Annotated in this window: 27 protein-coding genes, 1 tRNA gene and 2 pseudogenes; 12 read left to right on the forward strand and 18 right to left on the reverse strand. The window is 57.6% G+C overall.

Annotation, left to right across the window (positions count from 1 at the left end; genetic code table 11):
* Positions 1–7 precede the first annotated feature (7 nt).
* Entirely contained in the window at positions 8–1,411 is a 1,404-nt protein-coding gene (locus HWX44_RS08470; RefSeq protein ID WP_070702502.1) for an FAD-binding oxidoreductase, read from the reverse strand.
* A gap of 145 nt (positions 1,412–1,556) precedes the next feature.
* Positions 1,557–1,835: a hypothetical protein gene (locus tag HWX44_RS08475; RefSeq protein ID WP_102234566.1), complete on the reverse strand. Its 279-nt coding sequence runs from the start codon at positions 1,833–1,835 to the stop codon at positions 1,557–1,559.
* Between the two features lie 36 nt (positions 1,836–1,871).
* On the opposite strand from HWX44_RS08475, the gene HWX44_RS08480 reads away from it, so the two are divergent.
* The 4 genes from HWX44_RS08480 to HWX44_RS08495 are packed head-to-tail and all read left to right on the forward strand — an operon-like array spanning position 1,872 to position 4,070.
* Entirely contained in the window at positions 1,872–2,294 is a 423-nt protein-coding gene (locus tag HWX44_RS08480) for a hypothetical protein (protein WP_175974172.1), read from the forward strand.
* A 20-nt stretch (positions 2,295–2,314) separates the two neighbouring features.
* Entirely contained in the window at positions 2,315–3,190 is an 876-nt protein-coding gene (locus HWX44_RS08485; protein ID WP_254868146.1) for a plasmid pRiA4b ORF-3 family protein, read from the forward strand.
* 32 nt (positions 3,191–3,222) lie between these two features.
* On the forward strand, positions 3,223–3,612 hold the full coding sequence (locus HWX44_RS08490; protein ID WP_175974242.1) for a GtrA family protein: 390 nt from the start codon (positions 3,223–3,225) through the stop codon (positions 3,610–3,612).
* A gap of 2 nt (positions 3,613–3,614) precedes the next feature.
* Positions 3,615–4,070, forward strand: a complete 456-nt coding sequence (locus tag HWX44_RS08495) for a GtrA family protein (RefSeq protein ID WP_144012868.1) — start codon at positions 3,615–3,617, stop codon at positions 4,068–4,070.
* Here the strand turns inward: HWX44_RS08495 and glfT1 are convergent.
* Complete coding sequence (glfT1, locus tag HWX44_RS08500) at positions 4,067–4,981, reverse strand: galactofuranosyltransferase GlfT1 (protein ID WP_175974176.1); 915 nt, start codon at positions 4,979–4,981, stop codon at positions 4,067–4,069. The genes HWX44_RS08495 and glfT1 overlap by 4 nt on opposite strands.
* A 34-nt stretch (positions 4,982–5,015) precedes the next feature.
* Here glfT1 and HWX44_RS08505 point away from each other — a divergent pair, with 34 nt between their 5' ends.
* A complete protein-coding gene (locus tag HWX44_RS08505; protein ID WP_175974178.1) occupies positions 5,016–5,621 on the forward strand; it encodes a GNAT family N-acetyltransferase in 606 nt (201 codons plus the stop codon).
* 111 nt (positions 5,622–5,732) lie between these two features.
* On the opposite strand, the gene wzt is transcribed toward HWX44_RS08505, so the two are convergent.
* Together wzt and wzm are read right to left on the reverse strand one after the other, a co-directional pair.
* On the reverse strand, positions 5,733–6,530 hold the full coding sequence (gene wzt, locus HWX44_RS08510) for a galactan export ABC transporter ATP-binding subunit Wzt/RfbE (RefSeq protein ID WP_175974180.1): 798 nt from the start codon (positions 6,528–6,530) through the stop codon (positions 5,733–5,735).
* Positions 6,531–6,542: 12 nt separating this feature from the next.
* Positions 6,543–7,394 carry a galactan export ABC transporter permease subunit Wzm/RfbD gene (wzm, locus tag HWX44_RS08515; protein ID WP_175974244.1) on the reverse strand — a complete coding sequence of 284 codons (852 nt, stop codon included), beginning with the start codon at positions 7,392–7,394 and terminating at the stop codon, positions 6,543–6,545.
* A 195-nt stretch (positions 7,395–7,589) separates the two neighbouring features.
* On the opposite strand from wzm, the gene HWX44_RS08520 reads away from it, so the two are divergent.
* Entirely contained in the window at positions 7,590–8,801 is a 1,212-nt protein-coding gene (locus tag HWX44_RS08520) for an aminotransferase class V-fold PLP-dependent enzyme (RefSeq protein ID WP_175974182.1), read from the forward strand.
* On the opposite strand, the gene HWX44_RS08525 is transcribed toward HWX44_RS08520, so the two are convergent.
* Positions 8,798–9,754: an NAD(P)H-quinone oxidoreductase gene (locus tag HWX44_RS08525; protein WP_144657045.1), complete on the reverse strand. Its 957-nt coding sequence runs from the start codon at positions 9,752–9,754 to the stop codon at positions 8,798–8,800. The genes HWX44_RS08520 and HWX44_RS08525 overlap by 4 nt on opposite strands.
* 150 nt (positions 9,755–9,904) lie before the next feature.
* On the opposite strand from HWX44_RS08525, the gene HWX44_RS08530 reads away from it, so the two are divergent.
* The 3 genes from HWX44_RS08530 (at position 9,905) to HWX44_RS08540 (ending at position 12,327) form a co-directional block, all read left to right on the forward strand.
* On the forward strand, positions 9,905–11,626 hold the full coding sequence (locus HWX44_RS08530) for a SulP family inorganic anion transporter (protein WP_144657047.1): 1,722 nt from the start codon (positions 9,905–9,907) through the stop codon (positions 11,624–11,626).
* A gap of 119 nt (positions 11,627–11,745) precedes the next feature.
* A tRNA-Ser gene (locus HWX44_RS08535) sits at positions 11,746–11,833 on the forward strand.
* A 353-nt stretch (positions 11,834–12,186) separates the two neighbouring features.
* Positions 12,187–12,327: a hypothetical protein gene (locus tag HWX44_RS08540; protein ID WP_010188335.1), complete on the forward strand. Its 141-nt coding sequence runs from the start codon at positions 12,187–12,189 to the stop codon at positions 12,325–12,327.
* Positions 12,328–12,405: 78 nt separating this feature from the next.
* On the opposite strand, the gene HWX44_RS13310 is transcribed toward HWX44_RS08540, so the two are convergent.
* The 12 genes and pseudogenes from HWX44_RS13310 to HWX44_RS08595 form a co-directional block, all read right to left on the reverse strand.
* Positions 12,406–12,486 (reverse strand): type II toxin-antitoxin system RelE family toxin, encoded by an 81-nt coding sequence (locus HWX44_RS13310; RefSeq protein ID WP_254868152.1) that lies wholly within the window; start codon positions 12,484–12,486, stop codon positions 12,406–12,408.
* Positions 12,468–12,692, reverse strand: a complete 225-nt coding sequence (locus tag HWX44_RS08545) for a type II toxin-antitoxin system RelE family toxin (RefSeq protein WP_254868147.1) — start codon at positions 12,690–12,692, stop codon at positions 12,468–12,470. The genes HWX44_RS13310 and HWX44_RS08545 overlap by 19 nt, the downstream gene beginning before the upstream one ends.
* Before the next feature lie 9 nt (positions 12,693–12,701).
* Positions 12,702–12,956, reverse strand: a complete 255-nt coding sequence (locus tag HWX44_RS08550; protein WP_175974184.1) for a type II toxin-antitoxin system Phd/YefM family antitoxin — start codon at positions 12,954–12,956, stop codon at positions 12,702–12,704.
* 56 nt (positions 12,957–13,012) lie between these two features.
* Positions 13,013–13,768: an NAD-dependent deacylase gene (locus HWX44_RS08555; RefSeq protein WP_144657052.1), complete on the reverse strand. Its 756-nt coding sequence runs from the start codon at positions 13,766–13,768 to the stop codon at positions 13,013–13,015.
* 4 nt (positions 13,769–13,772) lie between these two features.
* Positions 13,773–14,504: a DUF1648 domain-containing protein gene (locus HWX44_RS08560; RefSeq protein ID WP_144657054.1), complete on the reverse strand. Its 732-nt coding sequence runs from the start codon at positions 14,502–14,504 to the stop codon at positions 13,773–13,775.
* Positions 14,505–14,747: 243 nt separating this feature from the next.
* Entirely contained in the window at positions 14,748–15,827 is a 1,080-nt protein-coding gene (locus HWX44_RS08565) for a ThiF family adenylyltransferase (RefSeq protein WP_175974186.1), read from the reverse strand.
* Between the two features lie 298 nt (positions 15,828–16,125).
* Positions 16,126–16,392 (reverse strand): annotated as a pseudogene (locus tag HWX44_RS08570) (transposase); the annotation flags it as partial.
* Positions 16,393–16,820: 428 nt separating this feature from the next.
* On the reverse strand, positions 16,821–17,375 hold the full coding sequence (locus tag HWX44_RS08575) for an ATP-binding cassette domain-containing protein (protein WP_175974187.1): 555 nt from the start codon (positions 17,373–17,375) through the stop codon (positions 16,821–16,823).
* A 367-nt stretch (positions 17,376–17,742) separates the two neighbouring features.
* Positions 17,743–18,253 (reverse strand): annotated as a pseudogene (locus tag HWX44_RS13570) (ATP-binding cassette domain-containing protein); the annotation flags it as partial.
* Positions 18,250–19,041, reverse strand: coding sequence for an ABC transporter permease subunit (locus HWX44_RS08585; protein WP_070851612.1), 792 nt, complete (start codon positions 19,039–19,041; stop codon positions 18,250–18,252). The pseudogene HWX44_RS13570 and the gene HWX44_RS08585, both read right to left, overlap by 4 nt.
* Positions 19,038–19,985 (reverse strand): ABC transporter permease, encoded by a 948-nt coding sequence (locus HWX44_RS08590; protein ID WP_246821926.1) that lies wholly within the window; start codon positions 19,983–19,985, stop codon positions 19,038–19,040. The genes HWX44_RS08585 and HWX44_RS08590 overlap by 4 nt, the downstream gene beginning before the upstream one ends.
* Position 19,986: 1 nt before the next feature.
* Positions 19,987–21,519 carry an ABC transporter substrate-binding protein gene (locus HWX44_RS08595; RefSeq protein ID WP_175974191.1) on the reverse strand — a complete coding sequence of 511 codons (1,533 nt, stop codon included), beginning with the start codon at positions 21,517–21,519 and terminating at the stop codon, positions 19,987–19,989.
* 164 nt (positions 21,520–21,683) lie between these two features.
* On the opposite strand from HWX44_RS08595, the gene HWX44_RS08600 reads away from it, so the two are divergent.
* The 3 genes from HWX44_RS08600 to HWX44_RS08610 are packed head-to-tail and all read left to right on the forward strand — an operon-like array spanning position 21,684 to position 25,023.
* Entirely contained in the window at positions 21,684–22,652 is a 969-nt protein-coding gene (locus tag HWX44_RS08600; protein ID WP_070851609.1) for a TauD/TfdA family dioxygenase, read from the forward strand.
* Entirely contained in the window at positions 22,649–23,641 is a 993-nt protein-coding gene (locus HWX44_RS08605; protein ID WP_046648446.1) for an ornithine cyclodeaminase, read from the forward strand. Before HWX44_RS08600 ends, HWX44_RS08605 begins: the two co-directional genes overlap by 4 nt.
* On the forward strand, positions 23,635–25,023 hold the full coding sequence (locus HWX44_RS08610) for an alanine racemase (RefSeq protein WP_076772194.1): 1,389 nt from the start codon (positions 23,635–23,637) through the stop codon (positions 25,021–25,023). The genes HWX44_RS08605 and HWX44_RS08610 overlap by 7 nt, the downstream gene beginning before the upstream one ends.
* Positions 25,024–25,039 lie beyond the last annotated feature (16 nt).

Here is a 25,039-nt window from a genome sequence, read left to right on the forward strand (position 1 = left end):
ATCCTTTCTAGTGCAGCTCGAGGCGGCGGGACATATCGGAGGCGAAGACGCCAGTCGGGTCGATGTCGTTGCGGGTCTTGAGCCAGCCCTCGAGGCCCGGGTACATCTTGTGGAAGTTCTCCGCCGAAGTGCGGGACTCCTTGGCCAGGTAGAGGCGGCCACCGAATTCCATGACGCGCTTGTCCAGATCGTCGAGGAAGGTGCCCAGGCCCGGCTTGATGGGGAAGTCTACGCAGACATTCCAGCCCGGCATCGGGTAGGACAGCGGGGCCTTGTTACCCGGGCCGAAGAGCTTGAACACGTTGAGCGCGGAGTAGTGGCCGGAGCGCTGCATGTCCCGGATGATGTCCTTGAAGGGCTCGACGGCGTCGGTCGGCACCACGAACTGGTACTGCAGGAAGCCGTTGGAGCCGTAGCCGCGGTTCCACTCGCCGATGAGATCCAGCGGCTGGTAGAACTGCGTGAGGTTCTTGACCTGGTTACGGGCCGGGGCGCCCATGAGGTAGTAGGCCTCGCCGATAGCCATGAGCGAGAGCTTGTTCATGGTGAAGTTCGGGAAGATATCCGGAACGGTCATCAGCTGCGGGGCATTGAACTTCAGCGGATCTTTCGCCAGCTTCGGGTTCAGCTCCTCCAGCTGCTCTAGCGTGGCCAGGGAGCCGCGGGAAATGGTGGAGCGGCCCAGTTTCGGCTCTGGGGAGATGACGTCGAACCACGCGGAGGAATAGGTGTAATTGTGCTCCGATCCATCGGAGTGGAAGGCGATGGTTTCCTCGAGGTTATCCGTGCGGTCGGTATCCGCGATGAAGTAGGCGGTTTCCGTCTTCGTCATCTTGATCTTGGCGCGCAGGATGATGCCGGTCAGGCCCATGCCGCCGACGGTGGCCCAGAAAAGATCGCTGTGCTCTCCCTCCGGGGTCAGGTGCAGCACGCGGCCATCGGCGACGAGCAACTCCATGGAGGTGACGTGGTTACCAAAGGAACCGGCGGAGTGGTGGTTCTTGCCGTGGATATCCGGGCCGATAGCACCACCGATGGTGACCTGGCGGGTGCCCGGCAGAACCGGAACCCACAGGCCATAAGGCAGGGCGGCCTTCATGAGCTGGTCGAGGGTGACTCCACCGTCGACGTCGACGATGCCCGACTCTGGGTCGATGGAGTGGATGTTGTTGAGCGGTTGCATGTCGATGACGAGGCCGCCGGCGTTCTGCGCGGGGTCACCGTAGGAGCGGCCCATACCGCGGGCGATGACGCCGCGGCGCAGGTGGGAAGGCTTATCAGCGTTGTCCTCGGCCACCTGGGCGACGGCGGTCTTGATGACGTCGACGTCCGGGGTGGATAAAACATGGGCGGTTGTCGCCGCCGTGCGGCCCCAACCGTAGAGGGACTTCTCAGTAGTATGCAGTTCCATCTCTTACTCTTTAAATCGATGTGATGGGTCGGTTTTCTACACTACCTAGGCGGCAGTGGCTGTGGCGGGAGTGAAAACGTGAGATTAGGTACAAAAGCCAAGCAAACGGAACATTTGTGCCGTCCGGTTGTATGGTTTTCTATGGCTAGTACAGATCCATGATCTGCCGGATTTCCTCGGGAAGTTCATCCTGCGAGGTGATCTCGGGGCCTTCATAAGAACGCAGGATTTCATAGACACGGCCGCGCGAGGTGGAGTCGAGGATGGGCAGTTCCTCGGCGATGAGCCGCGTCATAAAACCATTGAGTGGCAGTGAGGTGTGCTCGGTGGCGAGGAAGTGCCCGTGGCGCTTGTCGACCTCGGCGCGCTCATCTTGCGCCGCGCGCTGTGCCGGAGTGAGGTGCTCTTTTTTGGAGGAGTACATGCACGGTAGCCTACCGCCCGCCTAAAGTGGTGCGGTATGACTTCTCCCAAGCAAGATAATTATGCGTTGGATGACACCCTCGCCGGACGTATCACCCAAGCCGCGGCCGTGGCGATCATGACTTCTTATCCAGATTGGATCAAGAACAAGACTGCGCTCGTGTCCGCCTATGTCCTGTCTTTCTTAGGCTTTGGTGCACTCGTGGCCATTACTAATGCCGAGAGCCACGAGGGGCAACCGGAACCGGAGAAGCCGGAGGTGCCGCTGTGGGCGCTTCCGGTTGGCCTTGGTGCGCTTGTAGTTGGCGGCTGGTTGGGGATTAAGGCACAGCGGGGAATCGTTGGCTTTATCCGCCGCCGCGGCGTGGCAAAACCGTGGACGGTGTGGGGCGGAATCGGGGCCGCCATCGTGTTCATCTTCAGCGAGCTCGAAGCGCGCGAGAACGCCGCCCGCAACTAAAAGTGCGTATGGTGGGGCACATGAGCTCACAGGTCACAGATTTGGCGCAGGTCCGCGCCAAACGTGGTGATTCTGCTCGAACCCTGCTGTGCCAGGTGTCCAACGTCCGCGCGGAAGCCGAGGTGCACCGCCAGATTGGTTTCTCGGACGCACTCACGCTGGAAGAGCTTCATCATATTCTCGAGGTCTGCTTCGGCCTGCCTCAAGAGGATTCGCCGTGGCACTTTTTTGAACATACCGATGCCCGCGGCCAACGAATCGATCCGAGCCATACCGTGCGCGAATTCTTAAGCCGCGAAGGCGAGCAGATTGATTATGCCTGGGGGCTGTGGGATTTCGAGATAGTCGTGGTGGAGACCTATCCGCGCGATAACGGCACGCCGGAGGCTCTGTGCGTGGGCGGCTCCGGATCTTTTCAGACATCGTTTGATCTCACCGCAGTGAATGCTGAGCTCACAGGCCAGGAAACCATTGATGAAGTTCTGGATCTGGTGGTTAGTCCCGTCCGCGCGCTCATTGAACGAACCCGGCTCTATGACTTCGTTCCGCTCCTCCAAGCTTTGGATTTGAATCGCGAAGTCAACATTGATGCCCAGGCGTACCGCCAGCTGCGTACCCTGCCGCGAGAAGTAACAAACGAAGGCAAGGACGCCTTTTGGTCGATGGCGCTGGCGCTGTCCTGCATGGGCGGGCGCGAGCTGACGGATTCCGTGGTGGAGACCGCCATGGCGGCGTTGGGCTGGGTCGACGATGACGGCGAGGAGCTTCGCGGTGCTGAGATTCGGGAGCTGTGCACGGCGTCGCTTAAGGTTTTGTCATCCCTCGGTGCCTATGGTGAAGACGCCGTCGCACCCGTGGATCGCCTGGACATTTACCGCGCCCTCATCCGCGGGTAGAGTATTCCGCCGTGACTGAACCTACTTCCACCCTGAAGACGCAGCTCGTGCGCTTTGTCTCCGTCGGTGTTTTCACCGCGGCCATCGACTATGGCCTCACTCTCTTCCTGACCTACCTCGGCCTGCACCGCTCCCTGGCCAAGGCGATCGGCTGGGTTTTCGGTACCATCGCCGCGTATGTGGCCAATGCTCGCTGGACTTTCGGTGCCCAAGTATCTGGTCGTACCGCCGGTGCCGTGGGCATGCTGTACCTGTCTACCTTCGCCGTGCAGAACTTCCTGTATTGGGTGCTCAACGCTCCACTGATCAGTCTGGGCTTCGAGGGCGCGCTGAAGGACACTATCGCTTTCGTCATCGCGCAGGGCGTGGCCACGGTGACTAACTTCGTCATTCAGCGCGTATTCATTTTTAAAGGCAAGTAACTATGGTTGGTCGCGCCGAACGCCTCTCACGATCGAATTCCCTGCACGCGCAGGGCGCGAAGTTCGCCATTACGGGAGCCATTGCCGCGCTTATCGACGTCTCCCTGACCTGGCTTTTTCAAATTGGTTTAGGGGTGTTCGGGGACGTGGGCTCCCGAACTGTCGGCTTTGCTGTGGGCACCTTCGTGGCTTATTTATTGAATCGGCGGTGGACCTTCAACGCTCGGGCATCGAAGCGCCGCTTTGCCGCGGTGTTTGCCACCTATGCCATGACCTATGCGATCAATATTTTGTTATACCGCTGGGCCTTCCCCTTTTTCGACCACAACCTGGAGTGGCCCTCGTCCTGGGCACTGGCGGTGGCGTTTGTGATTGCGCAAGGCACGGCAACACTCATCAACTTCTTCGTGCAGCGGTGGGTCATTTTCCGCAGCACGCGCAAGTCCTTTGAGGTTTAGGGCCTGCGGAAGTCTTCCTTGCGGCCACGGTTGTGCAGGCGCAGCCATTCCATGAATCCCTTCACGTCATGCTGCTGCACGATGAAGAACCAGCCGAAACGTGCGAATTCCTGCGGCAGCAGCTTGCGCATGCCGCGCTGCCATAGAAGGTAGCCGCGGTTGCGGTAGGTAAAGAAGCGCTTGAACTCGCCGTCCGGATACTGAGTATGCATTTTGCCGCCGAGGATGGGCTTGAACTCGTCGGAGCCATCCGGGTGCAGGTAGCTGGTGGTCAGCGCAGTGCCGAAGTTTAAGCCCGAGTTGACCAGGCGGCGGTGGTATTCCACCTCATCGCCACGGATGAACAGGCGGTAATCTGGCACGCCGATGATCTCCATGGCCTCGGCGGAGATGAGCGCGCCGTTAAAAAGCGAGGCGATACCAGGGAGGAAGTCGCCCTCTAATTCGCTCATGTAGCGCCGCCACACCAAGCCCTGGCGCAGCGGGAAGGCCAGCTTGGCGGGCTCGTTGATGTTGCACACGGCGGGGGAAACTTCGTGAAGGCTGTTGTTTTCCGCAACGCGGTAGAGCTCTTCCAGCACGTGGTGGTCGGCGGGGCGGCCGTCGTCATCGGCGCACCACACCGCGTCCGCGCCGAGGGCGAGTGCGGTGAGGAAGCCCAGCGCGAAGCCGCCGGCGCCGCCGAGGTTGGTTTCGGAAGGCACGTAGACGGCGCGCCCACCGGCCAGTTCGTGGAGGAGTTCCTCTACAGCTTGTTCTGTGCCGTTATCGACCACGATGACCCACTGCACCGGGTGCGTCTGGTTCACCACCTGCTCAAGGGAGGCGCGCAGCAGCTCCACGCGCTGGTGGGTGACGATCACAGCGGCCGTCGTACCGGCCTGGGACAGGGTGGCAGTCATGCGTTCCATTGTGCCACCCGTGATGAGTTATACGATGCTAGCCATGGCTGTAAAAAGTATCGAAGAGATGTGGGCTCCTTTTCGGATTTCCATCCAGGTGGGTGACCTGACCCTGCGGGTGCTGCGCGATAGCGACATTGCTGCCATCCACGGTGTTAGTGCGGCTGAGATTTTCGGTGAGCCGCTTCCGGAGTACACGTTCCCCTGGCTGAAAGAGAAGCCGGACCCGAGCTTCCGGTGGGCGCACCGCGCGCAGATGTCCCCGGAAGAATGGTCGCTCGACTTCGGAGTGCATCTTGATGGTGAGATCATCGGCTCGGTGGATCTGCGGGCGAAGAGTTTTCCCGATAACCATGAGGTCGTAACCGGATCGTGGATCTACCACCGCCTTCAGGGCCGCGGGATAGGGACGCAGGTTCGCCATGCCGCTGCGGTCTTCTGTTTTGATTACTTGGGCGCGTGCCAGTTGCGCTCCGAGTGGGACCCCGGCAATGAAGCTTCCCAGGCTGTATCACGCAAGCTGGGCTACATCATCGAAGGCAACAAGGCCGTGCTGCGCAAAGAGGACTACCAGCCGGGGCCGGAAGTAACTGTCAGTGGCATGAGCGAGGAGCTGGGCGAGCTGCTTGGGGTGAGGTGCCCTAAGTGACGAAAGTATGACCGACCATTCGCTGGGGCCCGAAAAGTTTGGCAACTAGGGCAGTAGGAACAGCAAGGTTTCCGTGAAAACAAGTGAATTGTCGCCTGTTTTCACGGAAACTTAGGCGTTTTCCTCGTTGTCGAAGCGCTTGCGCAAATCCCGCACGTACTCGCCCCCCTCGGGGCCTTCGTACTCGCCGACGACCTCGGAGACCTCGCCCACCGAGCGAATCTGACCGTGGTCGATCCACAAGGCGGTATCGCACAGCTGCGCCAGGAAGTCATTGGAGTGGGAAGCAAAGACTAGGATGCCGGAGCGTTTCACCAGGTCCTGGAGGCGGACGCGAGCCTTGGCCATGAAGGCGGCGTCGACGGCGCCGATTCCTTCGTCGAGAAGCAGGATCTCCGGCTCAATGGAGGTCACCACACCCAGTGCTAGGCGCACACGCATACCGGTGGAGTAGGTACGCAGCGGCATGGAGAGGTAATCACCCAGCTCAGAGAACTCGGCGATTTCATCCATCTTGGCCTTCATCTGCTTGATGGTCTGGCCCAAGAAGAGGCCGCGGATGATGATGTTGTCATAGCCGGAAACCTCCGGGTCCATACCCACGCCGAGGTCGAAGACTGGGGCAACGCGCCCGCGGACGTCGGCAGCACCGCGCGTAGGTTCGTAGATGCCGGAGAGCAGGCGCAGCAGAGTGGTTTTGCCCGCGCCGTTGTGGCCGACGAGGCCGACGCGGTCGCCCTCACGCAGGTGGAGGTTGATGTCTTTGAGCGCTTCCACCATGACCACGTTCTGGTCATTTTTGCCAATGGAGCCACCGGCCGTGGAGAGCATCGCCTTCTTGAGTGAACGGGATTTGGCATCAAAGATGGGAAAGTCCACGCAAGCGTTATACGTATCAATGGAAACCATGGACGATCCTTTCTAGACCCAGTAGGAGACACGGAAGCGCCACTGGCGCATGGCCAGTCCAGCGATGAGCAGTCCGACGACGGTGCAAGCGATGACGATAAGCCAGTGATAGCCAGCGACGGGCTCACCAATCATGGGGGCGCGGATGATCTCCATGTAGTGGTAGAGCGGGTTGATCTCAGCGATGCGCGCGCGGCTAGCCACGGCACCTCCCTGCTCCTTCAAGGTGTTGGTCATCCACACGATAGGCGTGACGTAGAAAAGCAGCTGGGTCAGAGCCTCCAGCAGCGGGGCAACGTCACGGAAGCGGGTGGCGATGATGCCGAAGAACATGGCTACCCACACGCCGTTGACCAAGAAGAGCGCCAGCGCCGGGATGAACAGGAAGAACTCCCAGCCCAGGTGGCGTGGGAAGATGATGATGAGCAACAGCCAGATGATGAGGTTGTGGCCCAAGAAGAGGGTTTGCCGCCACACTAAGCGGTAGACGTGCACCGATAGTGGTGCGGGCAGTTGTTTGATCAAGCCTTCGTTGTCGATGAAGACCGTCGAGCCTTCCTTGATGGCACCCGAAATGAAGTTCCACATAATCAGGCCCACGGTCACGTGGGGCAGGAACTCCGCCACGGGGATCTGGAAGAGCATGGAGTACAGCAGGCCCAGGGCCGCGGCCATCACGCCGGTCGCGATGGTGATCCAGAAAGGACCCAGCACCGAGCGGCGGTAGCGCTGCTTGATGTCTTGGATGCCCAGCTTGAACCACAGCTCGCGCTGGCGAGCGCCTTGCAACAGATCGGCGAAGGCCGCCGACATGGTCATGGAACGCGAGGCCGGCTCCTCGCCGGGTGCAGGCGCGGAGGTCATGCGGGCGACGTCGTCACGCAGGTTTTTCTTGTCTTGCACGCCATTCACCCTAGCGCGCACGTCCGCCAAAAACCTACACACACGCCCGTAACCTGGGAAAACGCGAGCGAGCTGGGAAAACCGAGGGTTAGGAAAGATTCAGGTGGGGCGTATAGAGTAGGGAGTCGATCGGACGATTCGAGGAAGGGTTGAAGCATGACGGAACAGTATGACGTCGCCAGCGTGCGAGGTCTTTACACTGGTCTGTCCGATGGTTGGACCTACCTGAACGCGCATGCCGCGCCGCAGATTGCGGAGCGCGTGGCCTCTGGCGTTGCCCGTTCTTTCCGTATGTCCGCCACGGTGAAGCCGCTGGAGGACGCCGTGGGCGCGCACTCGGCGCATCACGACCCAGGCGAGCTCCACGCGGCTGACATGTATGCCTCCGCGCGCCGGGCCATGGCGGATCTCACGGGTGCCACGGCGGAACGAGTCATCCTGGGCCCGTCTTTGCCGGTGCTCTACCAGTCCTTGGGCGTTGCACTGCGCCCGCTGCTGCGCCGCCAGTCTTCGGTGGTGCTCTCCCGCTTTGATTCGCCGGAGATGACACGCGCGTTCGAGCACGTGGGAGCTGATATTCGGTGGGCGCAGCCGGATTTGGGTACGGGCGAGTTACCGGCATTCCAATACGCGGATCTGGTTGATGGCTCGACGCGGTTTGTCGCTTTTTCCGCCGCCCACGAGCTGCTGGGCACTGTAACACCGGCCGCGGAGATCATCGATGCGGTCCATGAGCGTTCGCGCGCCTGGGTGCTTGTCGACGTCTCCTCGATCGCCCCCTACCGTCTCCTCGACTTTGATGCGATTGGGGCGGACATCCTCGGCGTGGAAGTGGGCGCTCTTGGTGGCCCGCAGGTGGCGGCGCTGGTCTTCCGCGATACCGCGATGTTCCGCCGCCTCGATGAGCTTGTCGTTGGCCCGGTTTCCGCGGGCTTGGCGGGTGGCGTTGGTCCTCTGGTGGACCATTTCGCGGAGCTCGCCGGCGGGGAGCGCGGTTCGCGCCGCGTGCGCCTGACGCGTTCCATGCAAGCTCTCTCCGGTTATATGGAGGATCTCACCGGGGATCTCTATAGCCTGTTGGGCACGCTTCCGGCCGTTCACATCCTGGGTGTGACGGGGGAGGCGGCTGCCGACGCCTCCGATGACCGCCTCCCACGCCTCACCTTTGCCGTGCGTGACGTGCCTGCGGACGTGATTCACCGCCGCCTCTTTGATAATGGTTTGGTGACTACCATCGCTCCGCACACCCCGCTGCTCACGGAGATGGGCGTGGAAGAGGTTGGCGGTGCCGTCACGGTCTCGCTGAGTCCGTTTAGCACGTACCACGACGTGGAGCATCTCACCCGCGTGGTTGCGTCGCTGGCTTAGACCTCGAGGACGAGCTTGCCGGTGACTTCGCCGGAGTCGAGGGCTTGGTGGGCTTCGGCGGCGTCGACAAGCGCAAAAGTGCGATGCAGGTGGTGCTTGACGCTGCCGTTCTCTAGCCAAGGCCAGACATTCTTGACGGTGTCCGCAACGATGGCGGCCTTGCCCTCCAACGAGCGGGAGCGCAGCGTGGTGCCCTGCAGGGTCAGGCGCTTGTTGAGGAGGATGGCCATGTTGAGCTCGGCTTTTGTTCCGCCCTGCATGCCGATCGTGACCATGTGACCACCCTTGGCGAGCGCGATGAGGTTCTTCTTGAGGTACTTCGCGCCCATGATGTCGAGGATGACATCACACTGGTTCTTCAGTTCCTCGGCGAAATCCTGCTCGTTGTAGTTAATAAGGATGTCCGCGCCGAGTTCCTTGCAGGTCTCGAGCTTCTCATCGGAACCAGCCGTCACGGCGACGGTGGCGCCGAGGTTTTTCGCCACCTGGATGGCGAAGGTGCCGATACCGCCCGCGCCGCCGTGGATGAGGATGGTCTGGTCCTGTGTGAGGCCAGCTTCCATAGCGATGTTGGACCACACGGTGCAGGCCACCTCGATGACGGAGGCGGCCTCGGCAAAGGAGTAGCCGCTGGGGATGGGCAGCAGCTGGCCCTGCGGCACGGCCACGTATTCGGCATAGCCGCCGCCGGCCAGCAGTGCGCCGACCTTGGAGCCAACCTCGACGTCGGTGGTGCCGGCATCGACGACTTCACCGGCGACTTCGAGGCCGATAATCTCCGATGCACCCGGCGGCGGCGGGTAGTGCCCGCGGGCCTGGAGTAGGTCGGCGCGGTTCACGCCGGCGGCTTTGACTTTAACAAGGACTTCGCCGGCAGCTAGTTCTGGTGTGGCGACATCCCCCAACTCTAGCGAGTGTGGGTCTTCCGGATTGGTCTGAATGATGGCTTTCATGCCACACCACCGTACTTAAATCCAATCATTCTCGACGAGGAAGGCATTGACCGCGATGGCGGCGGCCAGAACTGGGAATGCGACCGTCGGAGGACGGCACCTTGGGTATCCTTTGGATGTCGTTGAGTCTTGAAGGAGCAAGAAAGTAGCATGACCCACCCCTCCGCTGTCTCTCAGGAGGGCATCCGATCCCGTGCCCTACGTTTCGCACCGCGCCGCTCCGACTGGTCCCGCGCGACGATCGGGCGCGACCTCTCGGCAGGCCTCATGGTGGCCCTCGTTGCACTGCCCCTCGCGCTCGGCTTCGGCGTTGCGTCCGGTGTCGGCGCGGCAGCCGGAATTACGACGGCCATCGTCGCGGGCATCTTGGCCGCAGTCTTCGGTGGTAGCAATGTTCAGGTAAGTGGCCCGACTGGTGCAATGACCGTCGTGTTAATCCCCATCGTGGCCGACCATGGTGCCGATGGGGTGCTCGTCGTTGGCGTGCTGGCGGGGCTCATGCTGCTCTTGCTGGCATTCACCGGCGCTGGCCGTGCGATGAAATACATGCCGTTGCCTGTCGTCGAAGGTTTCACAGCCGGTATTGCGGTGATCATCGGCCTCCAGCAGCTGCCTGCTGCACTCGGTGTTGATGTGGACGGCGAGAAGGTCCTCGGGTTGGCGTGGGGCGCAATCAAAGCTTGGTTAGATGCCCCGGGATGGCAGGCGCCAGTGATGACCCTCGCGGTGGCGGCCGGAATCGTGGTTGCGGCGCGCGTTCGTAGTGGCTTTCCCGCGGCGTTGGTGTTGGTAGCTGCCGCGACGGCCATCAACATGCTGGCAGACAGTAACCTGAAGACAATCGGCTACATCCCGTCGACGTTGCCTGCTCCGCGCTTGCCGCACATCCCGTGGGAGCACCTGGATTCCTTGCTGTTGGCAGCGGTCGCCGTCGCAGCTCTCGGTGCGTTGGAATCGTTACTGTCTGCAACGGTTGCCGACGCGATGACTGTCGGCGACCGGCACGATCCCGACCGCGAGCTCTTTGGGCAGGGCGTGGCCAATGTCGTCGCGCCCCTGTTTGGCGGGATCCCCGCGACCGCCGCGATCGCCCGAACTGCCGTTAACGTGCGAGCAGGAGCGGGTACGCGCCTGGCAGCGGTGTTCCATTCGCTGCTTTTGCTCGTCGCCGTGCTCGTCGCGGCCCGGTGGGTGGGCGAGATTCCTCTCGCCGCGCTCGCCGGCGTGCTTATCGCTACTGCGATCCAGATGATCCATCCGCGGAACATCCGCTCGGTGATGCGCGCCACCAAGGGCGACGGGGTCACCCTGCTCATCACGGCTGCCGCCACCGTCGTGTTCGACCTTGTCGTCGCCGTGCTCATTGGCCTTGTTATCGCGGGCTTCTTTGCACTGCGCGATACCGCCCGCACGGCGGTGTTAGAGGCTGCCCCGCTGGAGACGGGAGATAACCGCGACAAGGAGCGCGAGCTTCTCGACGAACACATCGCCGCCTTCCGCTTGGAAGGCCCACTCTTCTTTGGCGCAGCGCACGATTTCCTCCTGGGGCTCGCTGATGTCTCGTCGGTCAAGGTTGTCGTGCTCCGCATGCGCTACGTCACGACGATCGACGCCACCGGTGCCCAAATGCTCGCCGACACCATCGGGCACCTCGAACGCCGCGGTACCACTGTCTTACTCGCAGCCACGAAGCCAGAACATGTTCCGGTGTTGCGCGGACTCGGCGTATTTGACCAGCTTGCGCACGAGAATCACGTCTTCGACGACACTCTCGACGCCATTGCCCATGCCCGACTGCATGTCTCGCGCATTCAGCATGAGGAGTCGGATGGCGCACCCGCGGCGTCGCAAAGCAATCAGCACGACGAGTAGCACTGGCGAACCTGCGGTTGTGAGGCCATTATCGGTGGCGTGATAAGCCGAATTCTTCTCCCGCGGCGGAGTCTAGTACTCTGAACGTGTTGCGCGCGGTGCATGCTGACGCGTGACGAGGAGGCGTGGCAGAGCGGCCGAATGCACTGGTCTTGAAAACCAGCGTGGGGAAACTCACCGCGGGTTCAAATCCCGCCGCCTCCGCCAACTATTTTTGGGGGTCATTTGTAGCGGCTTTGCTCCTGTCCCATGCGGCTGTAACGAAGCTCAGAACGCATCCAGCTAGTAGGAACCCGCTGATCTGTAGGTGCGTGGCCCCGTTTCCTCCGCCGCCAGGCAGGGCGAGAAAAATCGAAAATGTAATCGCGACAAGGCAGTGGATGACCAACCGGCTATGCGCTCCAAGGTGGCATTGCGGCCAAGCTTTCTCGATAGCCCAGCTCACTGCTGTGAGAATGGCGTAAAAGACGATTCCCGCTAAGGCCCCTGGAACAAGGTAGAGCATGGATTCATCTCCTCTCGGGGGGAATAATGGTTGTGGTAAGGATGGTGGTTTCGTGATGTCAGAGGATAACTATTCGGCGTGGGTAGAGACTGATTATCTTTTCGGCTCCCCAGTCAATGCTCGCCGGCTATTGGAGTCTTACGAGCAAGTGCTGGACGGAAAGGCTAAGGAGCACGACATCGATCTGGATGTGTAAGAACTATCTTTCGATCGAAGTGGAGTATTCACCTTCTGGCAGGGTGGAACCGGTTTGTTTATCTGAGAGGAATCTTGCCTATTTCCGGTAAACATCTCGTCGGTGAGCAACACGCAGGACGAGGACTACGAGCTTTCCGTCTAAGATCTCGTAAACCACGCGATAGTGCCAACCACGCGATAGTGCCCGATTCGAGTTCTATACAGATTGGTCGAGGCTTTTAGCTTCTTTACTCCATCCGGACGAGGGGTAACAGCTAAGTCTTCGATTGCAGCAAGAAGTTGCCTTTGTGTCGGTCTATCGAGCTTGCGTAATTCCTTGGCTGCGGATGCCTTATAGGTGATGCGATAAGTGGAGTTAGCCATAGAAGGCGATTAGGTGAGGCCCAGTTCTTTTTTAAGATCTTCGTGTGAAATCTCTACGGCTTCTCCTCGGGCAATCTCTGCGGCCTGAACATCCTCACGATCTTCCAGTGCTTCAACTGCGCGGGCGAAAAATGAAGGAGAGACGACAAAAGCGCGAATCCGGCTTCCACGACTAGTGATGGCGACGGGCGTGTGCTGTGCCTCTTCAAGAATTTGGCTTTGGGATTGGCGAAACTGGCTGGATGCCACTGAAATCGTTTTCATACAACAAATGTACATCTTGTACATTTTGGTGGGCAAGGGCTGCGGATATCGGGTTGCTACTCCTCTTTGCCATCGATCCGCCCCGCCAGGATGCGAGGCAGCGCCTCCGCTGCGGTGGCGGTGACCACCACGCTGGCAAGCGGTGAAAGGTCCGTGGGCTGCGGGGTGACTTCCACGATGGGGATGCCGCGCGCGTGGGCAATCTGCGGCAGGCCGGCGGCGGGGTAGACCACGCCGGAGGTGCCCACGATGAGCAGCGCGTCCGCGGTGGACATGCGGCGCTCGGCCTCGGCCCATTCGTCGTCGGGCAGTGCCTCGCCGAACCACACGACGCCCGGGCGCACGAGTCCACCGCACACGGGGCACTCGGGTGGAGTGATGCTCTCGACCGGTTCCTTCGGCAGTGCAATGTTCTCGTCATAGGGCGTATCGCAGTCGGCGCAGCGGAAGGCAAACAGGGAGCCGTGCAGGTGGACCACGTCTTGGCTTCCGGCGCGCTCGTGCAGGTTATCGATGTTTTGAGTAGTCACCGTCATGTCCCGTGCGGCAGCAATCGCGCGGTGCCCGGCGTTGGGCTCGGCCCGCTGCGCTAGCTGGGCACGCCACAGGTACCAGGCGAACATGGGCTTTGGTTCATTACGCCATGCGCTTATCGACGCCATTGCAACCGGATCCACGTTCTCCCAGATGCCCGTCTGCGCATCGCGGTATGTGGCGATGCCGCTATCCGCACTCATACCCGCGCCGGTGAACACCTCAACGTGGGTGGCATTAGAAAGGATCGAGTGTGCGCGCTCAAACAGGTGCTCCATATGCCTAGAGTACGGCGATGAGCACGCAGAATGCTATGGATGCGGCGAGAGCGATGCCCATGCGCCACAGGTAGCGCCGTCCCGGTTCGTGGGCGGTGTTGATCTGCAGCTTCGAAGGATTCGTGGAAAAGACTGCCATGCACATGGGGTCTGCGGGCTCGTTGTAGACTCCCATGCCGCCGGCAAAGCGGAGTGCTTTGTTTCGAACCTGTTCATCATGGTCGGTGGGAATGGCTTTCACGTCCTTCGCGGATGTCAGCGTCAATCGGACGCCTTGGATCATGACGAACACGGTGAAGGCTATCCACGCGGCCACGAGGAGAAAGCCCGAGAAGGGGATGTCCGGTACTACCGTGCAGACCGCGGTGAGGCACACGCAGGTCGTCATGGCGAACACTGTCTGGGCGATGAAGGTGGTGGTCTTTTCAGCGAGCAGCTCCGCGCGCTGTGCCGTGGTCTCGGAGAAAGGAAGCGCTGACTCCACCGGAACCTGCGCTGTCTTTCGCGCCAGCGAGACCGGTGGCACGCACAGCGGCAGCGCAATGGCGAAGACAACGCCAATCCACACCAGGGCCGTTGCGTTGAAGAAAGACTTGGGTTCGAAGCGGTCCGGATTGCCCGAGCCATCGAAGTGGACAGGGATGGGGTTAGGCACCGAATCCCAGCGCAGCAGCATGTACACCAGCGTGAGAGCACACATCACAGCGGTGGCGACGTAATACTGGCGGATCCTCATGGCAGTGAGCTTACAAAGGGGGTGTCTGGTTGGGGGCGTTGTAGGAGTCGATCCCGTGCATGGTTCGAGTCATAAGATGCACTTTGCAGATGGCATCTGTCAAAAGGCATCTTTGGGTTTCAAAACGCCATCTGCGCGGGGTAAAAGGCGTTTTTAGCTCTGAAAACGCCTTCTGATAGATGCCTTCTATCAGATGCCATGTGGGTAGAGGAAAGGGAGCAAGGGTTCGGGCTATGGTTTGGTCTATGTGTCGTTGTGCTCGGCCTCTAGGTCGTCGAGAGAGATGGTCTCCAGATCGCCGCGACGCGCGGCGGCGGCTTCGGACTCAAGCTCGGAAATGTGTTCTTGCCAGGCGTCGATGTCGCCGCGCAGCGAGTAGACGTTGCTGAAGCCGCGGGCGCGCAGGGCCTCGACTGCTTGGGAGGAGCGCAGGCCGCTGGCGCAGTAGAGGACGGCGAGGTCCTCAGAGTTTAAGGGCGGATTGTGACCGGCGAGGATGTCATCGAGCGGGAAGTGCTGCGAGCCGGGGATAAGCGAGGTGGCGCGTTCGGAGGCGGTGCGGACGTCGATGAGCGTGGCGTCCGCAGGGATCTCGCGGACATCCGTGGGGTTGTCGGGGCGCGCCGGGATGGCGCCGTTGGCGCGAACGGGGATGTATTCCCAGTTCCCGGCGAGGGAATCGTAGTAGCCCAGCGTGCCGATGAGCGGGGTGCCGATGCCTGTGAGGAGCTTGAGCGCCTCAACGGCTAGGGCGGAGCCGGTCACGCCGACGACTGGGCCCATCACGCCGGCCTGCGAGCAGGAGGGTACCTGTGGATCGGTGGGGAAGAGGTCCTCGTAGACCGGGCCGTGGCCGGAGTGGAAGACGGTGAGCTGCGCGTCATAACCCAGGAGTGACGCCCACACGTGCGGAATGCCCAGCTCATGGGCGGCCCAGGAGGCCAGGTGGCGGGAGTAGAAGTTATCGGTGCCGTCGATGATGAGGTGAGCGCCGCGCAGTTGTTCCAGGGCAGTATCGGGCGTGAGGCGCGAGAATTGCTCGACGGTGCACTCGGGGTTGAGGGCGTTCATGGCCGCGGCAGCGGATTCGGTTTTGGGCTGACCCACAGTTGCTGTGCTGTGGATGACTTGGCGGTGCAGGTTGGAAAGGGAGACGGTGTCGTCGTCGAACAACAGGATGCGTCCCACGCCAGCGCCTGCTAGATAGAGCAGGGCAGGTGAGCCGAGGCCGCCGGCGCCGATGACGGCGATGGTGGCGTTAGCCAGGAGCTTTTGAGTGTCAGTTCCCCACAGGGTTTCCTGTCGTGCGTAGCGTGGACTCATTCTGAAGTGCTCCGAGTTTTCCTAAACTTTGTCTTGGTTCCGAAATATTTCTTATGAGGCCCACTCGATCGTTGCGATTTCTACCTCCACAACATTATCCTATCTGCGAGTTTGGGAAAGCCGCTGGTTTTCGTCAACTCTGACATAGGACGAGCGTGGTGAGAGTGGTGCACCTAGCCTGTTTGGTTTCTTCGCCTCAGCCATGTTGCTTTTATCGTTTAGGGCACCACTGAAACTAACGAGTCTTTTCGCGTTAGCAAAGTCGGCTGCGCTGGCCATCAACGGACTAATCACACCCTCGTTCTAACAGCCAGTCAGGGAAGAAGGAACTGTGGCGTAGTTTCGGGACAGTCACATCGACGGTGCCAATCCGCGTATCCAGTGGTCGGTGGCGGTAGCCGTTGTGGTGGTTGACGTGGTTGTCGCTGGTGGTGCTGTAGTCAGCGCTGCAGACAGTATCGGCTTGGCCAGATAGAATTTGGTTGATGAAATCACCGAGCATCCAACGCATCAGATCAGGTGATGCTTGGGTGAGTAGCTCTTCGAGATACGCGGTCGGGTCGATAAACTAAGGACCAGCGGCCATTATGGGTGTCGTCCTTTCGAGGATGGGTAGAAGTTGATTCGAAAGGTACCCCATGATGGTCGCCCTATTTGTCCTCGGGGCCCATCAGACCCTCTCGCTTCTACTTCAGCCGGCGTGCGGTAGCCCAGGCTCTGGTGGAGCCTTGACTCGTTCCACCAGTTAACCCACTCGAACGTCGATGCTCTCTAGGCGACTTGATAAGGCAGATGAGAGACTTGGCCGGGACAGATCAGTACGAGGCTGCACCACGCCAGCAATTTAAGTCAGTACGGGAACTGATCAACGCGGTGAAAACCCGTCGTGAAGAGGCTGATGATGGTGCTGAAGCACATCCCGCGCCCGATCTTCAAGATGCTGCCTATTTAAGGTCTGGAGGGGACCAAGGCCCGAATAGCAGGGCTTTGGTCTCAACCCACAGCTGCAGTTCCAATTGGGATAACCGTGGAGCAATACGATTGCAGCAGCTCATCATCGTGACTGACTAGAACTATGCCCATTCCCTCGCTGTTGAGTTCTTGCAGAACGCTCATCACTTTGGTCGCTGCTTGATAATCAAGCGCCGAGGTAATTTCATCGCAGAGCAGGAGCTTTGGGCGCACGGCTAGAGCACGTGCGATTGCAACACGCTGCCTCTGCCCTCCAGAGAGTCCACTTGGCTTACGCTGTGCGAGCTGCTTATCGATACCGACTTTATCGAGTAAATCTATTGCCGCTCGGCGTGCGTCACGGCGTCCCCTTACCGACACCCGGGCTGCACGCTCTACGGCATCGAGCGCGGTCATTTTCGGGTTCAACGTAGAGGCAGGATCCTGCGGAACTATCTGCATCATCAAACGATTCTTCCGTGGCCATGTACGCTTAGCTTCACGAGTTACACCAGCACATTCAATCTCACCCGACTCTGCGTGGTTTAGCGAAAATAGTGTCGACTTCTCCGCGGTCCTGACCCAACCATAGTCCACGCTGTACAAAGAAAGGCCCTGAAAAGAGTCACGCGTTCATTATTCACGCAGCTCAGGTTGAAACTCTTAAGACGGAGACGCGCCGCCCCAGCCCGCCCCGGCATAGATTCACCAATCGAGGCTTTGGAGAGTTCTGTGACCTGGATGCCTTTCGTTACTGAACGCGGGCTGTGGCCAGAAGTCGTCTCTACACTCTGGCGTTCCACGCGCTGGGTGATCGAATCGCTTTTTTCCGTTCCATTCCCGACAGCCACGACCGAGTCAATGCAAATCGCAAGCTTAGGAACCTGGTGGGCGGTGAAAATGACCGTAACGCCACTATCCGCGAGGCCTCTTAGCAGATGAGCGATTACCGTCGAAGTATCGGAGTCAAGGCCGGCGAAGGGCTCATCAAGAGCGATGGCTTCAGGCGAACGCGATAGTGCCCGAGCCAGTGCCACCCGTCGCTGCTGTCCACCAGAAAGCTGGTGAATACGTCGGGAAGCAATGCTGGCTGGAAGATCTACACGCTGCAGCAACGCTGCAACGTCGGCCGCTGGAGCTAGCTCCCGGAGCATCCGGGCTACTGACATCAATGGTGGCAACTCGGCGCCCGGATCCTGTCCTACGAAAGCAATGTGCTCACGGCGAAAATGAGCTAATTCACATGATGAAAGCTCCAGCGGGTTTACATCTCGCCACTCACTGGACTCGACAGAAACCTCACCAATTACTTCCGATCTCTCCGGTACCGCACCAATCAATGCCTTTAAAAGTGAGGTCTTCCCGGAGCCGCTCACCCCAGTTAAAACCGTAATTTCACCCGCTCGGGCAGTGAGCACTGTGCGGGGTAGGATAACGTGCCGACCTTGCCTCACGGAAATATCTACATCAATCACGAGATAGACACATCCTTCAATTCCTTCTGGTCCCCATTAATTAGTGCCACTACAGCAATCGATGTCGCAGCCAATGCAGCAGCCGGTGCAAGCACTGACCACGGGTTAAGAGATATTCCGCTTGCGTTGTCACGCACCATCGCTGACCAAGCGAATTCACCTAAACTTCTCCCGACCCCAAGGAAACTCGCTGTTGCCAGAACATACAGTGCCTCGATAATGCGAAGACTCCACACCGAACGAAGTACAGCCGAAATATTGGGAATGATGTCCCGAAAAATTATCGAGACGGTCGTTGCGCCACTGCCCTGTGCAGCCTGAACATAGCCAGCGCTAGCAACGGGATAGGTTGCGGCAGCGACTACGCGGGCGGCGTATGGAGTACCGACTGCGACAGAAACGCTGATAAGTAAAGGCAATCCTCCATTGGGATATAACACAGCGGTTAAAAGCAAAAGAATTACCGCCGGCACCAAGATCGTGGCATCCGCCACTGCTTCAATAAAGAAACCCAGTTTTGGCCTTAGCGCCCCCAAGATACCGAGTAGGGTGCCAAATACCGTGGTTAAAGAACCGACGATTATTGCAGTTACGACCAAGGACTGGCCGCCAACAAGCACCGCAGCGCCCACACTTCTCCCCAGGTGTTCTGTTCCTAGGAAGCCCTCCTCGTTACCGTTAGCGAAGGGCACGCCATGCGCCGACAGTTCAATGCCAAACAAACCAGCAGCGACCGGTCCGCCTAACACTAGGGCGATAAAGGCCCCCGCTAAAAACCTTCGAATCATAGTTGCACCTTCGGGGTGAATGCGACTTTTATTGCATCTGCCACAGTCAGCAACACCAATATGATCGCCCCTGTTACAGCAAGTACGGCAAGAATCACCGAGATATCCCGTTGCGCGACTGCATTAGACACCAAAAGCCCCACTCCAGGATGGTTAAATAACGCTTCGACTGTGACTGTCCCTGCTACCAAAACACCTGCTGTTGTAGCCATTGAAGTAGCAAATGTCGGTGCGGATAGCGGCAGGATATGTCGAAGTGCCAGCTGATTTCCCACGATTCCGTTTAGCTCAGCATTGCGGACCGCAGTGTTGTGAGAAGCATCCTCGAACGCTGCGAAAAGCATTCTCGAATTCCAGGCCGCCTGAGGAATTACCAGCGCCATAACCGGTAATGCGTACATACTTATCTGGGTTGGCAAGCCTTCCGCGGTGATAGTGACCGCGGGAAACCAACCAAGCCAGAGAGAGAATACCGCTACCAGAAACACACCAACGACAAACTCTGGTAGCGCAATTAATGCCACTGTCGATCGGTCAATAATGTGCGAAATCCAGGGTTTTTCAGCACGTGAAGCCCAAAAAATGGCGATTGCTACCGAAAGAACAGCAGTGACTAAAAATGCCATACCAGTTGTTGCCAGCGTCACAGGCAGCGCTGAACTCAGCAGATTAATAATCGGTACTCCGTTTACGGAAGTACCAAAGTCGCCCGCAAACGCACTTCCCAGCCAGCTCAGGAAGCGGGCCATAAGCGGCTTATCAAGATTCAGGTTTCTTTCTAGCGCTGCCAGAGCTTCCGGGGTCCGGTTTGCGCCCAAGATTGCGGAGGCAGCATTACCGGGCAGTCGATCAATCGCTACAAAAACAAGTCCGAGAACTGCGAAAAGTAAGCCTCCACGAATTATCAGCCGAGGAATAAGCCAACGCGCGATTTCCGCTGACACACTAAGCCTTCTTGACAGTTTCAAGGAGGACACGACCATAGCCTGGAGCCTTAGGCAGACCACTCAAATTCGCTCTCGCAAGATCGACGCCGTCGGATGCACCCCAGACCAGATACCCGGATCGCTCGAACTCAATCTTCTGCAGCTGGCGGCTTAGCTGGTTAATTCTCTCAGTATCGGTGCTTTCCAGTACCTGGTCATAGATCTCGTTGAATTCAGCATCATCAAATGCGGTCTCATTAGAGGCCGCGTCACCGTCGAGAACCTTCCCGGCGAAGAAGAGCACGGAATCGTTAGTTCCCCAATAGCCACAATATAGGTCTGCCTTGGTCCATGTCTCGTCGTAGAAAGTACCCGAATCCTGCTCCACTACATTGAGAGTCATGCCGATTTCTTTCACCTGATCAGCGATAACCTTCATCGCCTCTACTTGACCCGGAGCCTCAGGGGTAACGTACAAGTCATACGTTTTCTCAAGGTCAAAATCTGCCTCTTGGAGGAGATTCTTCGCTTTCACAACGTCACGCTTACGCACTAACGAAGAATCCAGGTTCGAATCTGCCGTTCCAAGAATGTCGTTTGCAGGGGTTCCATAACCGGAGAGAGCTCGTTGGATGATTTGCTCCCGATCAACTGCAAGGCGCAGCGCCTGACGAACTCTCACATCTGAGAAAGGCCCATCTGAGGTACGCATGATTAGTGGAATAACCGAGTCATTCATCCGGCGCACAATCTTTATATCTTCATTTCCTTCGACGGATCGGGCCGCAATAGGACCCGCAGCTTGAGCTAAGTCAATTTGCCCGGACAACAGCGCATTAGTCATTGCGGTGGAGTCTTCAAATGGAATGACATGGACCTCAGCAACTCCTGCTACTGTTCCGTGATAGTTATCGAAACGCTTGAGCTTAGCAGAACCATTTTCCCAACTGACCAGCTGGAACGGCCCCGATCCAATGGGCTTTTCAGCAGAAGAACCCTTCTTCATCACGAAGGTCATCAATCGCGCAAGCATCGGAAGCTGTGAATTCGGTTCCGCAGTTTCCATCACAACGACGTTGGCTCCAGCAGCACGAATGCTATCAGGCATCACTGGAAGCCGGAATGAGTTTTCCTCATCCGAAAGCATCTTCTTCAACGACCACACGACATCTTCAGATGTGACCGAGGAACCATCATGGAAGGTAGCACCGTCGGCAATCATAAATTCCCACTCAGTCGGATTATTCTGTTTCCATTCCTGCATCAGGCGTGGCACTACAGTTTCTTTCTCGCCCGGCACCGTCAGAGCCTCCCAGATCAGGGAGCTAATAAGCATATCTGAATCATTAGGCAAAAGCTGGTAAGGGTCTCGTTGAGCGCTTGCCGCTTTCCCGAGAGCCCCAACACGCAGCACATTAACGTTTTCGACTTCATCCCCACTGGCAGCCCCATCCCCTGCCGTCGACTCTCGTGACGTACACGCCGTCAGAAAAGTGCCTGTCCCAATAACTGCCATTGCAGCGAGGAATTGGCGTCGAGAAAAATTGGTCATGATGGTTCCTTAATCTCTAAGAAAGACTGCCCACAGGAGAAAAGACATTACTAACAACTACAGCAGCAGTAAAGCTTAGGCAAGCCTACTAACGAAATTCTTTTAAGAATAATTATCTAGGTCACCCTTTACAGCATAGGTTACCCTCACCTAATCTCTTTGTCATGCAGAATTTGCACCTGAGCCAAGAACTCTCACACAGGATCGTTAAAGCTGCCGACGAACTGGCTGCGACACAGAAGATTAGCTCTCCCGACTCGTACAATGCCATCAATCATCTTTTGACTGATGAGCTGGAGGAACTGAAAGAACTAATTCTGCTCTCCCCTACTGCCCATGCCACTTCCATCCATGGACTTCCCTTCCCTGCAGTTCACGGACCTACCCCAGCCACGTGGCAGGAATGCGTTGGCAAGGTCCGAACCTGGAGATTCGTTCTTGCGATTATCGCTAGCGCTGTCGGTCGCCCATTCGGATGGTTCGGACAGCAGAAAGGCCGTATCACCACAGACTTGGTGCCGACCCGCGGCCAGGAGAACCAGCAAGTTGGCGCCAGCAGCAACACCACATTGACTCTGCACACGGAAGATGCTTTTCATCCGCGGCGCGCGACGCACTTCGCTTTATTTGGTCTTCGTAACCCCAAAAATGTCGGCACTACGCTGGCCCCCATCGATGAAGCATGGCATCTACTCGATGTAGATTCGAAAAAAATTCTAACCGGGGACGGAGCCATCATTATTCCAGATGCATCTTACGGTGATTACGAATATGCAGCTCCTACTGCCATGACATCAATCTGGAAAACTGATGGCAATTTAGGCATGAGGTTTGACCCCGCCTACACAGACAAAAATTCTGGAACCTTACAGTGGTGGGAGGCATTTGAGAAGCTTCAACAGGCTCTTCACACTGTCACCTATACGGTGCCTATAAAGCCAGGTCAGATGGTCATCATCAACAATGACCGATGCGCCCACGGACGAGTACCTTTCGTAGCCAACTACGACGGGACCGACCGCTGGATGCTACGCATCAACATTATGGGAACCAAAAACACACGCCCCATCAATGAAATCAACGAACCCGGCTACGGCCAACACATCCGATTTATGGATGGTGAAATCCTATGAAACAGCGAACTAACCTGACCGTCCTCAGCAGATCAGAATTAGCTCAAATAAAAATTTCACCCGAGTCCGTACTCGAGTCGGTGAAATCCGCTCTCATCGAGCTCGACCAGCCAGGAACTCTGTGCCCAGGGAAAATCAAAGTTGAAGTACCTGAAAGCGTGAGTTACTCGATGGTCGGCAGAAGTCGTTCTTCAAATTCCGTCGGATTCAAGACTTCCTATACCCATTGGAGCAAAACTCACCAACAAAGCGCCAGGGATAGAAGCTATTACACGACCCTCACACTGTACGACGATTCCAGCGGATATCCTATTGCACTTCTCGACGGCGCTGCGGCAGGAACTCTCAGAACCCCGGCAGTCTCAGCGCTATTGGCACAGTATGCTGGTGCAATTCCTCAGAGCGCTCTCATCATCGGTTCGGGAACCCAAGGACAAAACGCAGCCCCTTTTCTCCTTGAAACCTTTGAAACATTAAACACGATTTATCTCGCCGGCAGCCACAGCGTGGGACTAGAGAAAGGCGCCAAGATTGCATCAACAGCAGCAGTGAAGCTTGGCCGAAAAATAAGAATCAAGATTGTAGACGATCCTACAACTGTGAGTTCAAACTGTGATCTCATTATCGGGGCCGCTGGACCTGAGACTCGTTGTACTGTCACAGCATCCGATATTCCCCGGCACGCAACCGTCGTTGTTGTGGGCTACGGAATCGCCCCTGATATCTGTCATCAAGCGAGCAGAGTCATCACGACGAGTATCGAACAGATGAATGTTACCGGTCGCGATTACGCTGACACCGATGGTCGGTTGCCGAATGTCCATGCCGAACTATCCGATTTGCTCCGCAAAGGGCGCAAACTGCCTCGTATTGACGAAACTACGTTTTGCTATAACAGCGGACTAGTTCTAACCGATATCGCTGTCGGCCAAATCCTCGCCAAGGAAGGTCTTAAGCAGGGATTCGGGACGGAGATATCCCTGTGGTAAGTGCCATATCATGCAAGATTGATGTTCCAAGCTGGCAAACGGCTCTGATTGGCTCAGGGAAACTTGACTTCATTGCTGAGCTTTCCGACACCCCTTTTCATGTCCTTTGCCCAAACCAATTTGCTCAAACACTTTCAGCCTGGCATACAACCGCTAAGGAAGTCGGCATTAAATTCGGTATCCGGTTTGGCAAAAAGGCAAATAAGTCCGCGCACTTCAGTCGCGAGATAGCACTGAGTGCTCTTCGTGGTTTCGACAGTGGAATCGATGTCGCCAGCGTCGAAGAGTTCCAATCATCTCTGGCCGCTGGTGTACCAGGAAATAAATTAATCATTACTGGTGCTACACCGAGTCGAGAACTTATCCATTTGGCAGTTTGCCACGATGCAACTCTAACGATTTCCAATGAAGTAGATTCAAGAATAATTTCCCAATTTGTCGACGAAATCGATACGCCTAATCAGCTCCGAGTTCTTCTCCGGATTGCGAACCAAACCCCCTCCACACGGTTTGGTATGAGCATCGATACCGCCTTGTCTCTAACCGCTCGTCTTAGCCAAGGCCGTGCCAACATCGAAATTACCGGCCTAAGTTTCCACTGCAACGGTTATGACCTCCACGAGAGGATAAACATGTCGCATCTGGCAATCGACACCCTACTCAAGGTGCGCTCCCTGTCTCCACGGGCCGACACTATTTCCATTGGAGGTGGATTTCCCACAAGCTCAGTCGAGTATGGAGTCTGGCGAAACCTGCAATCTCGACTAAAAAACGAAATGTTCATAGATTCGGATAAACCTAAAGACCAATATCCGTTCGGATCACCTTTATCCGGACAATACTCACTACGGTTTATAGCTAATCAACATCGCCCACTGACACGTCGAGATATGGAGTCCACTCGACGCAGCTCGGACTCCATGGCTCAGCGCGCTCATCGTCACAACATAAAGATTTTGGCAGAGCCTGGACGGTCTTTATGCCAGTTCGCGGGTGCTAGTTTCTTTCCTGTTCTTTCGTGTCACGCATTGCCCAATGCTGCACGGACAGTAACTGTCGTACGTGGAACTAGTCTCAGCCTCTCAGAGCAATGGTTCAACTCGGAGTATTATCCGGACCCATACCTTGTGCGCAACGGAGTCATTATCGACTCGGGAGTAGCTACCGCAACAGCAGTTTCCGGATCAACGTGCTTAGACAGCGATTATCTCAGCAAAAGAATGATTCAACTCCCCGACAGGCCTCGACCTGGAGATTTCCTAGTCTATCCCGACACAGCCGGGTATCAAATGGACTCGAACGAGTCTGCTTTCCACGGATATCGGATTCCTCAGAAATACGCCTTTAATCCTGTCACCATGACCATCACGGAAGATCGCTAGAACAGAGGCCAAATAA

It is taken from the genome of Corynebacterium sp. Marseille-Q2823, from assembly GCF_903645345.1.
Classification (GTDB): domain Bacteria; phylum Actinomycetota; class Actinomycetes; order Mycobacteriales; family Mycobacteriaceae; genus Corynebacterium; species Corynebacterium hiratae.